Here is a 10,613-nt window from a genome sequence, read left to right as displayed (position 1 = left end):
GCTCGCGATAGTGTCAGCCAACAGATATGGCGCTGATACACCGCTATCGCGAGCAGGCTCACTCCTACAAGGGTTTGCAACATCAGCTTATAATCGCCAGCTTGCTAACGATCGAGACCGGTATGACCGCCATCCATATCAAGTTCCCCGCCTTAACCCTCAAGGCCGGCCCGCGGGCCATGGCGCGGATTCGTGCCCAAGGTTTGAACGCTGCGGATGTCGGCACCCTGCCCGGCGCCGCCGGCGGGCCGAAGGCGTTGGGGATTCAGGGGCTGGACCTGGCGCTGTTCGGCGAATGGCTGCCGAGCGCGCCGCGCGAGCGGTCGCTGATTGGTGCATCGGTCGGCTCCTGGCGCTTCGCCAGTGCCTGCCTGCCGGACGCCGCCGAAGGTCTGCGCCGGCTCGGTCATCTTTACGCCGAGCAGCATTTCAACAAGGGCGTGACCATGGCCGAGATCAGCCAGAGCTCGCAGCGCATGCTCAACGATCTGCTCGACGGCCGCGATGCGAGCATCCTCGAAAACATCCATTACCGCTTGAACATCATGGTGGTGAAAAGCCAGGGGCGGCTGGCCGAGGATCATCGCGGCCGGCTCGGTCTGGCCCTGGGTTCGGTGATCGCCGACAACCTGCGTGGGCGCGCCCGCCTGTCGCGCCACTTCGAGCGGCTGATCATCCACGATCCGCGCCTGGCGCCACCGCTTGATGCGTTGACCGATTTTCCGTCGCGCTTCGTTGCCCTCAATGCCGGCAACCTGCGTCAGGCCCTGCTGGCGTCGGGCTCGATTCCGATGGTCATGGAAGGTGTGCGTGACTTGCCCGGCGCTGGCGCGGGCACGTTCCGTGACGGCGGTCTGCTCGACTATCACCTCGACCTGCCCTACAGCGGCGACGGCATCGTGCTCTATCCGCATTTCACCGACCGGGTGATTCCCGGCTGGTTCGACAAGACCCTGCCGTGGCGCCGCGCTTCGGTGCAGCGCTTGCAAGACGTGCTGCTGCTTGCGCCGTCGAAGGACTATCTGGCGCGCCTGCCCTACGGCAAACTGCCGGATCGCAACGACTTCAAACGTTTCATGGGCGATGCCCCGAGCCGGCAGAAATACTGGCACACGGCAATGGACGAAAGCCGCCGGCTGGGTGACGAGTTTCTCGAACTGACAGCCAACGGTCGCCTCGCCGATCGGTTGCTGACCCTTTAGTCAGCACGGCCAGATACAAGCTGATAAACTCGCCGCCTGCCCGAATCGCTGCGGCGAACGCCATCTGAACAGAGCCGAAAATACTGTGGAAATCTTCAAGGAATTTACTTTCGAATCCGCCCACCGCCTGCCGCACGTCCCCGCCGGCCACAAGTGCGGGCGCCTGCACGGTCACTCGTTCAAGGTGGCCATCCACCTGAGCGGCGACCTTGATCCGCACACTGGCTGGATTCGTGACTTCTCCGAGATCAAGGCGATTTTCAAGCCGCTGTACGAGCGTCTCGACCACAACTACCTCAATGACATCCCCGGTCTGGAAAACCCGACCAGTGAAGTGCTGGCCAAATTCATCTGGAAAGAACTGAAGCCGTTGTTGCCGGAACTCAGCGCGATCCGCATTCATGAGACCTGCACCAGCGGATGCATTTATCGCGGGGAATAACCCGATCCAGAGGGCACTGCACAATTCTGTGGGAGCGAGCCTGCTCGCGAATGCGGTTTGCCATTGAAATAAATAGTGACTGACACAATGCCTTCGCGAGCAAGCCCGCTCCCACAGGGACAGGCGGCGTGTCAGCCAATGAACAAACAGCCTTCACGGCTGTTTTTTTACGCCTATGCTTTTTGGCTCAAACCCGCCAAGAGGACAGGCCCATGACGGACTGGCTGCTGGACCAGGTCTTTGACTTCAACGGGCATCAGGTGCGCTATGCCGTGCGCGGCGACGGCCCGCCGCTGGTGTTCGTGCATGGCACGCCGTTTTCGTCCTATGTGTGGCACCGCATTGCTCCGCACTTTTTCGCCACGCACCGAGTGCACTATTTCGATCTGCTCGGTTACGGGCAGTCCGCACAGCCAGACGCCGACGTCTCCCTCGGGGTGCAGAACCAACTCCTGACGCAGTTGCTCGACCACTGGAATCTGCAAACTCCAGACGTGGTCGCCCACGATTTTGGCGGCGCCACGGTGTTGCGTGCACACCTGCTCAACGGCAGGGATTACCGCAGCCTGAGCCTGATCGATCCGGTCGCATTGACGCCGTGGGGCTCGCCGTTCGTGCAGCATGTGCGTCAGCATGAGGCAGCGTTCAGCGGCTTGCCCGATTACATCCAGCGCGCCATCGTGCCGACCTATATTCGTGGCGCGATTCATCGCCAGATGGCCGATGAGGAACTGGCGCCGTATGCCCAGCCTTGGCTCGGTAACCCGGGGCAAGCGGCCTTCTATCGGCAGATCGCGCAGATGGACGAGCGTTATACCCGTGAGGCCGAAGGCTTGTACCCGGCGATCCGCTGTCCGGTGCAGATTCTCTGGGGCGAGGAGGATCAGTGGATTCCCATCGAACGTGGCCGGGCATTGCAGCAGATGATCCCGGGATCACGATTCCACGCCATCCCCAACGCCGGCCACCTCGTTCAGGAAGATGCCCCCGAAGCGATCGTCGCCGCATTGCTGCGCTTTCTCTGACCCACACAAAGTTGCCCGCACACCGATCGTTCCCACGCGCATCAAAGGAATGCCTCAACGGATGCTCCGCGTTCGGTTTTGGAATGGGACGCGGAGCGTCCCGGGCTGCATTCCCACGCAGAGCGTGGGAACGATCAGATCAAAAGATCGCAGCCTTCGGCAGCTCCTACATTGGGCTTCGGTCCGTTCAGGTGCACTGTTTTCGCGCCTGACTTCGCCGTGTCGTCTATACATACCCGGCCCAACCGTGTTTGGCACGACCGCTGCAACCCTCCCGCGTCTTCCCCCTTCCAGCAAGGACTCCCCATGACGCAGAATGCCCCCGGCAACGATTACCCCCTCAGCGAAGTCCCGATGCACGCGCGCAAAGGCCTGGCCTCGACGGCGATGGTGTTACTGGGCTTCACGTTTTTCACCGCGACCATGTTTGCCGGCGGCAAGCTCGGGGTCGCGTTCGGTTTTGCCGAGATGATGGCGGTGATCATCGTCGGCAACCTGCTGCTCGGCCTGTACGCCGCGGGCCTGGGTTACATCGCGTTCAAGAGCGGCCTCAACTCGGTGCTGATGGGGCGCTTTTGCTTTGGCGAAGTCGGCAGCAAGCTCAGCGACCTGATCCTCGGTTTCACCCAGATCGGCTGGTACGCCTGGGGCACGGCAACGGCTGCCGTGGTCATTGGCAAATACTTTGATTTGAATGAAGCCACGGTGCTGGGCCTGATGGTGCTGTTCGGTCTGGGCTTCTGTGCCACCGCCTACATCGGTTATCGCGGGCTGGAGATTCTGTCGTACATCGCGGTGCCGGCGATGATGTTGCTGCTGATGCTGTCGATGTGGGTGGCGACGGTAAAAGTCGGCGGCTTCGAAGGCTTGCTCAGCGTGGTGCCAACGGGCTCGCTGGATTGGTCGACCGCGATCACCCTGGTGTTCGGCACCTTCGTCAGCGGCGCGACGCAAGCGACCAACTGGACGCGATTCTCACGTTCGGCGCGGGTGGCGGTGCTGGCCAGCCTGATCGGCTTTTTCATCGGCAACGGCTTGATGGTGCTGATCGGCGCGTACGGCGCGATCGTTTATCAGCAACCGGACGTGGTTGAAGTCCTGCTGTTGCAGGGTTTCGCCATGGCGGCAATGGCTATGCTGTTGCTGAACATCTGGAGCACTCAGGACAACACCATCTACAACTTTGCCGTGGCCGGCTGCAATTTGCTGCGTACCGGTCGGCGCAAGACCGTGACCCTCGGCGGCGCGGTGATCGGCACCCTGCTCGCGCTGCTGGGCATGTACGACATGCTGGTGCCGTATCTGATTCTGCTCGGCACGGTGATTCCGCCGATTGGCGGGGTGATCATGGCTGACTTCTTCTATCGCTGGCGCGGGCACTATCCGCGTCTGGCCGACGCACGGTTGCCCGCGTTCAACTGGCCGGGGCTGACGGCCTACGGCGTGGGCACTGTCGCTGCGTTCAGCTCGCCGTGGGTCGCGCCGCTGGTAGGGATTGCCGCTGCCGCGCTAACGTATGTCATCGTCACCGGTATGCTCGGCGCCCGTCGCGTCAGCGCACCCCTACAAGACTTATAAAAAGGATTCGCCTGATGCACATCATCAACGCCCGATTGCGCAACCAGGAAGGCCTGCACGAATTGCACCTGCAAGACGGCCTGATTCACAGCATCGCCCGCCAGACCGAAGCGCCCACCCTCGGCCCGAATGACCTCGACGCCGGCGGCAACCTGGTGGTGCCGCCCTTCGTCGAACCGCACATCCACCTCGACGCCACCCTGACTGCCGGCGAGCCGCGCTGGAACATGAGCGGCACGCTGTTCGAAGGCATCGAGTGCTGGGGCGAACGCAAGGTCACCATCACCGAAGAAGACACCAAGACTCGGGCGAAAAAGACCATTCAGGCGCTGGCTGCCCACGGCATTCAGCATGTGCGCACCCACGTCGACGTCACCGACCCGCAGCTGACCGCACTCAAGGCCATGCTCGAAGTGCGCGAGGAAAGCCGTCACCTGATAGACCTGCAAATCGTCGCGTTCCCGCAGGAAGGCATCGAGTCGTTCCGCAACGGTCGCGAGCTGATAGAAGAAGCGATCCGCATGGGCGCCGACGTGGTCGGCGGCATTCCGCATTTCGAGTACACCCGCGATCAGGGCGTCAGCTCGGTGAAGTTTCTCATGGATCTGGCCGAGCGCACCGGATGCCTGGTCGACGTGCACTGCGACGAGACCGACGACCCGCATTCGCGCTTTCTCGAAGTACTCGCCGAAGAAGCACGCAGCCGCGACATGGGCGCGCGTGTCACCGCCAGCCACACCACGGCGATGGGCTCTTACGACAACGCCTACTGCGCCAAACTGTTCCGCCTGCTCGGCCACTCCGGAATCAGTTTTGTCTCCTGCCCGACCGAGAGCATTCACTTGCAGGGACGCTTTGACAACTTCCCGAAACGCCGCGGCGTCACCCGCGTCAACGAGTTGCTGGAGGCCGGCATGAACGTGTGTTTCGGCCAGGATTCAATCGTTGACCCGTGGTATCCGCTGGGCAACGGCAACATCCTGCGCGTACTCGAAGCCGGCCTGCACATTTGCCACATGCTCGGTTATCGCAACCTGCAAAGTGCGCTCGATCTGGTCACCGACAACAGCGCCAAGGCCATGCACCTGGGCGAACGTTATGGACTGGAACAGGGCCGCCCGGCGAATCTGCTGATTCTCTCGGCGGACAGCGATTACGAAGTGATCCGCAGCCAGGGCTTGCCGTTGTATTCGATTCGCGGCGGCAAGGTGCTGATGAAGCGGCAGATGCCGGTGGTGGAGTTCAGCTGAGGTTCGCGGCGGCTGATGGCCTCATCGCTGGCAAGCCAGGCTCCCACAGGGTTTTGTGTTGATATGACGATTAGGGCCGAACACAAAACCTGTGGGAGTCTGGCTTGCCAGCGATGGCGTTTGCCGATTCAACCCATCAGCCGCGCCGTGCCGAACAATCTGACGCGCAGCAACTCCCCTTCCGAAACCTCCAGCAAAATCGGTGCGGTGCCACCGGGCATGACCACTTGCACTTCCCCCATCTCGACCCAGCCAACCCGCCACGCCGCACACGCCACCGCACTGGCGCTGGTGCCGGATGACGCGGTCGGCCCTTCGCCGCGCTCAAATACCCGGGCGAGAATTTTCTGCGGCGACGCCAGCGCGGCCCATTGCAGATTGACACCCGCCGGGCAGGGATTACCGGCACCGGTTGGCGTGGCGTAAGCAATCTGGGTCAGGCCTTCGTTCAATGGCGATTCAAGCATCTGCTCGTTGCTCGGCAAAGCGCCGGCATCGCTGAGCAGCGTTACGCAGTGAGGATTGCCGATGCGTACGAATTGACTCTGGGTCCAGGCGGGATCGAGTTGTGCCAAGGGCTGGACATGGCTGACGTTCCGACTGTTGAACTGAATGCTCTCAACCGCGTGCGCAGCCGCCGCCTCCGGTCCGAATCCGGGCTGGCCGAGATCAAGCCAAAATCCGCGCACGCCTTCGACCTCAGCCGGTTTCACCGAGGTTTCCACTGCTGTGCCCTTGTCATGATGAACGCGCAACACTGCGCCTCCCTCCGGCATCAACCCCTGCTCGGCCAACGCCTGAGAGAAAATCGTCAAGCCGTTGCCACTGCGCTCGGCGAGGGAGCCGTCGGTGTTGACGATCAGCACATCGAATGGCGCCGATGTCTGGAACGGGCCGATCAGCAGGCCATCGCTGCGGTGAGGTTTGCTGTTCGCCGGGCGTTGGCCAGCGGGCCAGTGGCAGCACAGGGCTATTGCTGCTGCGCTCCATTTTTGCCAAGACGAGGCGCACTGGGCAGCGCTTGTCGGCAGATCAATGCCGGCCTGGCGCAAGGCTTCGGGAGAAACCACTGCGTAAATATTGCCGCGTGCGTCGTAGAACCTCGTCATGCCCTATTCCCGTCTTTCATGCTGGCGAAAATCCCACTGTAAACCGCAATCTCCTGTAGGAGTGAGCCTGCTCGCGATGGCGGCGTGTCAGGTTTATAAAATATCGACTGGAATACCGCCATCGCGAGCAGGCTCACTCCTACAGGTTACGATGTCGGCTGCACGCCCTCGAACAGACTGCGATCGAACCTCGACGCAGTCAGAATGTCACTCGGGATGCCGTTGTTTTTTTGCCAAGGATCGATATGACCAGCCTCAACCCCCAAGACACTTTTATCCCCGGACGCCTGCAACAGATGTCCACGCGCATCGCCTTTTTCATCGCCGGTCTCGGCATCGCCGCGTGGGCGCCGCTGGTGCCGTACGCCAAGGCACGCGCCGGGCTGGATGAAGGCACGCTGGGGTTATTGCTGCTGTGCCTGGGCGTCGGTTCGATTCTGGCGATGCCGCTGGCGGGGATTCTTGCCACACGTTTCGGTTGCCGGCGCGTGGCCACCGGCGGCACGTTGCTGATCTGCGCCGCGTTGCCCTTGCTGGCGACGGTGTCGTCGATTCCGGCGCTGATCGCCACGCTGTTCATGTTTGGCGCAGGCCTGGGCACGGTGGATTCGACGGTGAACCTGCAAGCGGTCATCGTCGAGCGCGCCAGCGGCAAACACATGATGTCGGGTTTTCATGGGCTGTTCAGCCTGGGCGGGATCGTCGGCGCGGCCGGGGTCAGCGCCCTGCTCGGCCTCGGCCTGACACCGCTTGCGGCAATGCTGGTAGTGGTCGTATTGCTGATCGGCGCCTTGCTCAAGTGTGTGCCGCACATGTTGCCTTACGGCAGCGAAAGCTCCGGCCCGGCCTTCGCCATTCCCCACGGCATCGTGCTGTTTATCGGTGGCATGTGCTTTATCGTGTTCCTCACCGAAGGCGCGGCGCTGGACTGGAGCGCGGTGTTTCTGGCGCAGGAACGCGGGATCGACACGGCGTATGCGGGATTGGGTTACGCAGCGTTTGCCTTGACCATGACGGTCGGGCGTCTGCTCGGTGATCGCATCGTGCGCAAGCTCGGTGCTACGCGGATCATTCTGTTTGGCGGTCTGTTGGCAGCGGCGGGATTGTTCCTGGCGACGTTCGCGCTGAGCTGGCAAGCGGCGCTGGTCGGCTACGCGCTGGTCGGTGCCGGCTGTTCGAACATCGTGCCGGTGCTGTACACGGCGGTGGGCAAGCAGACGGTGATGCCGGAAAGCATCGCAGTGCCGGCGATTACCACACTGGGGTATGCCGGGATTCTCGCGGGGCCGGCGGTGATCGGTTTTGTCGCCCATGCCAGCAGCCTGAGTTTTGCCTTTGGGCTGATGGCGGTATTGCTGGTGGCTGTCGCGATTGGCGGCAAAGTGCTTAAAGTCTGATCTGTGGCGAGGGAGCTTGCTCCCGCTGGGTTGCGCAGCGACCCCCGCTTTGGGGCCTGCTGCGCAGTCCAGCGGGAGCAAGCTCCCTCGCCACAGTGGCAGCGGCTAGAAACCGACGCTGGCCTGCACAAAGAACGTGCGCGGCGCACCGACATACATCCCCGAGTTGTTGTCGCTGGAGCGGGTGAAGTACTGCTTGTCGAAGATGTTCTTCACCCCGGCGCCGAGCTTGAGGTTCGACAGTTGCGCGCCGAAGTCATAGCCGCCGCGCACGTTCCAGGTCACGTAGCCTGGAATGTCACCGTACTGCCCGTCCGCCGTGCCTTCGGTGATGTAATTGCCGTTGAAGCTGCCGTCGGCGTTCACGCCAGTGCCGGGTGAGCGCTGTTTCGATTGGGCAAAACCGTCAATGTTGTAGGTCCAGCGGTTGATGTCGTAACGCAGGCCCACGGTCGCCACCTGCCGCGAGTAGAACGGCAGATCGCGGCCCTTGAAGCCGGGAATCTCGCCTTCATAGGTGGCGCGGGTGTAGGTGAATCCGGCGTTGGCGGTCAGGCCATCGAGGCGCGGATCGAGCGCGGCCATGTCGTAATGCACCGATGCTTCGAGGCCCTGGTGCTTGGTCGCGCCGAGGTTGGTCCAGCCGACATCGTTACTGATGTATTGCAGCTCGTCATCGAAGTCGATGTAGAACAGCGTCACTTCCCCGCCCCAGACGTCATCGTTGTAGCGCGTACCGATTTCGTAGGTCTTGGCTTTCTCCGGCTGCAGACCGTTGGCGGTGCTGTCACCCGAACCGCCCTGGCCGAGCTGGAAATACTGCAGGCTGCCAAACGAAGTTTCGTAGTTGGCGAACAGTTTCCAGGCATCGGACAGGTGATACATCACGCTAAGCGCCGGCAGCGGTTCGTTGCTTTCGATGCTGCGGTTTTTCTCCGGCACCGGCCGCCCGGCGGTGTCGAGCACGGCGCGGTCATGCCAGTCGGTGCTGATGTGTTCGAAGCGGATACCCGGGGTGATCGTCCACTGACCGACGTCGATCTTGTTGTCGACATACACCGAATTGGCCTCGGTGCCGCCGGTGCGGTCCTGGAACACATGACCGTCCGACGTCGGCCTGACCACCGGCTGATTGTTCACCAGCGCCAGACGGCTCGATTCCTCGTGCATCGCCTCTTTCAGATAACGATAACCAACGCTGACTTCTTGAGTGGTCGGGCCGACATCGAACACCCGCGATACCCGAGGTTCGATGCCCAGGGTGTAATACGAACGCGGGTACGAGCTGAGGGTTTTCTGATCGCGCGCAGCGATGGTGCTGCCACGGAAGCTGTCGGTGTAATAGGTGAGGATCTCTGCCTGGGTGCGCTCGTCGATCTGCCGAATCCACTTGAACGACACGTCTTTGCGCCGACCTGTGAACTGGTCATAGTCGCGCACCGACTCATACGGTTTGTCGTCGTACTGCTTCTGCGTCAGACCGCCGGGCATGTCGGCGCTGGCGTCGTAGTAGTGGAAGTTGAGGCTGAAGTCGTCCTGATCGGTCGGCGCCCAGTGGGTCTTGAGCAGCACGTCGTCGATGTCGTTGCCGTTATTGCGCTCGCGATAACCGTGACCGTTGACGCCCGAATACAACAACGCCACGCCCATGCCGTTGTCGGCCGTGCCGCCGAGGAACGCGGTGTCGATGTGCTTCCAGCCGCCGTACTGGGTAGTCTCCAGAGTCGTACCGATTTCACCGGTGGTTTTTTCCGGAATCGCGCGGGTCACGAAGTTGATCACGCCCCCGACGTTTTGCGGCCCGTAACGCACCGAGCCGGCGCCGCGCACGACATCGATGCTGTCGAGGTTGCCCGAGGAAATCGGCGCCATCGACAGCTGCGGCTGGCCGTACGGGGCGAACGCGGCCGGTACGCCGTCGATCAGCACGGTGGAGCGCGGCGACAGTCGCGAGGTCAGGCCGCGCACGCCGACGTTGAGGGAAATGTCACTGCCACCGGTGCCGTTGGAGTCTTGCACCTGCACGCCGGGTACACGCTTGAGCACGTCACTGACGTTCATCGCGCCTTGCTCGACCATCGCTTCGCGGCGAATCACGGTGCGGGCGCCAGGGTGGTTCTGCACCACGGCGGCGTCGGCGTCACCGAGCCAGTCACCGACGACCTTGATGTCGGTCACGCCCAGTTCCAGCGGGCCATTGCTGGCGGCGGACGGCGCTGCGGGGGCGAGCGTCACCGAGCCTTCGTTGATCTGATAATCGAGGCCGCTGCCCTGCAACAACTGCCGCAGCGCCTGCTCCGGCGAGACATTCCCCTCGACCGCCGGGGCCTGCTTGCCGGCCACCAGCTCCGGGCTGAAAAACACTTGCAGCGACGTCTGCTGACCAAGTTCGCTGAGCGCCTGGCCCAGCGGCTGGGCGCGGATATGGATGGCCTCGGCGGCAACGGCCAGCGGCATCGCAGCATTGACCGCCAGCACGAGGGCGAGCGGCAACCAGGGAGATTTTTTATTGTGGTTTGTGGTGTTTTTCACGTCGTACGGAGTCCTGTGGATCGCAAGAGTGTGCGGCTGTTAATGCAAACCAGTTGCAGTTGAACAGGAAGACGATGA

General features: G+C 62.3%; 8 protein-coding genes. 6 read left to right on the top strand and 2 right to left on the bottom strand.

What is annotated here, in order from left to right:
• Window positions 1-122 precede the first annotated feature (122 nt).
• From HU743_RS21710 to codA, 5 genes are all read left to right on the top strand, one after another.
• On the top strand, window positions 123-1,202 hold the full coding sequence (locus HU743_RS21710; protein WP_186651169.1) for a patatin-like phospholipase family protein: 1,080 nt from the start codon (window positions 123-125) through the stop codon (window positions 1,200-1,202).
• 85 nt (window positions 1,203-1,287) lie between these two features.
• Entirely contained in the window at window positions 1,288-1,644 is a 357-nt protein-coding gene (queD, locus tag HU743_RS21705) for a 6-carboxytetrahydropterin synthase QueD (protein WP_186651167.1), read from the top strand.
• Between the two features lie 212 nt (window positions 1,645-1,856).
• The gene (locus HU743_RS21700) at window positions 1,857-2,669 is read left to right on the top strand and encodes an alpha/beta hydrolase (protein ID WP_186651165.1); all 813 of its coding nucleotides are present in this window, start codon (window positions 1,857-1,859) and stop codon (window positions 2,667-2,669) included.
• A 306-nt stretch (window positions 2,670-2,975) separates the two neighbouring features.
• Window positions 2,976-4,247, top strand: a complete 1,272-nt coding sequence (codB, locus tag HU743_RS21695; RefSeq protein WP_186651164.1) for a cytosine permease — start codon at window positions 2,976-2,978, stop codon at window positions 4,245-4,247.
• Window positions 4,248-4,261: 14 nt separating this feature from the next.
• Window positions 4,262-5,497, top strand: a complete 1,236-nt coding sequence (codA, locus tag HU743_RS21690) for a cytosine deaminase (RefSeq protein ID WP_186651161.1) — start codon at window positions 4,262-4,264, stop codon at window positions 5,495-5,497.
• A gap of 128 nt (window positions 5,498-5,625) precedes the next feature.
• Here codA and HU743_RS21685 read toward each other — a convergent pair whose 3' ends face one another.
• Window positions 5,626-6,606 (bottom strand): diaminopimelate epimerase, encoded by a 981-nt coding sequence (locus HU743_RS21685; RefSeq protein ID WP_186651159.1) that lies wholly within the window; start codon window positions 6,604-6,606, stop codon window positions 5,626-5,628.
• 245 nt (window positions 6,607-6,851) lie between these two features.
• On the opposite strand from HU743_RS21685, the gene HU743_RS21680 reads away from it, so the two are divergent.
• Window positions 6,852-8,003 (top strand): MFS transporter, encoded by a 1,152-nt coding sequence (locus HU743_RS21680; protein ID WP_186651157.1) that lies wholly within the window; start codon window positions 6,852-6,854, stop codon window positions 8,001-8,003.
• A gap of 105 nt (window positions 8,004-8,108) precedes the next feature.
• On the opposite strand, the gene HU743_RS21675 is transcribed toward HU743_RS21680, so the two are convergent.
• Entirely contained in the window at window positions 8,109-10,535 is a 2,427-nt protein-coding gene (locus HU743_RS21675; protein WP_186651155.1) for a TonB-dependent siderophore receptor, read from the bottom strand.
• Window positions 10,536-10,613 lie beyond the last annotated feature (78 nt).

This window comes from Pseudomonas sp. SWRI99 (assembly GCF_014270125.1).
Lineage (GTDB): Bacteria > Pseudomonadota > Gammaproteobacteria > Pseudomonadales > Pseudomonadaceae > Aquipseudomonas > Aquipseudomonas hamedanensis.
The sequence above is the reverse complement of the archived record's forward strand: the minus strand, read 5'-3'. Positions and strand labels throughout refer to the sequence as shown.

Excerpts from the sequence above, each read along its gene's own strand:
- HU743_RS21710 (WP_186651169.1), top strand. The coding sequence starts at position 123 with ATGACCGCCATCCATATCAAGTTCCCCGCCTTAACCCTCAAGGCCGGC.
- HU743_RS21700 (WP_186651165.1), top strand. The coding sequence starts at position 1,857 with ATGACGGACTGGCTGCTGGACCAGGTCTTTGACTTCAACGGGCATCAG.
- codB (WP_186651164.1), top strand. The coding sequence starts at position 2,976 with ATGACGCAGAATGCCCCCGGCAACGATTACCCCCTCAGCGAAGTCCCG.
- codA (WP_186651161.1), top strand. The coding sequence starts at position 4,262 with ATGCACATCATCAACGCCCGATTGCGCAACCAGGAAGGCCTGCACGAA.
- HU743_RS21685 (WP_186651159.1), bottom strand. The coding sequence starts at position 6,606 with ATGACGAGGTTCTACGACGCACGCGGCAATATTTACGCAGTGGTTTCT.
- HU743_RS21680 (WP_186651157.1), top strand. The coding sequence starts at position 6,852 with ATGACCAGCCTCAACCCCCAAGACACTTTTATCCCCGGACGCCTGCAA.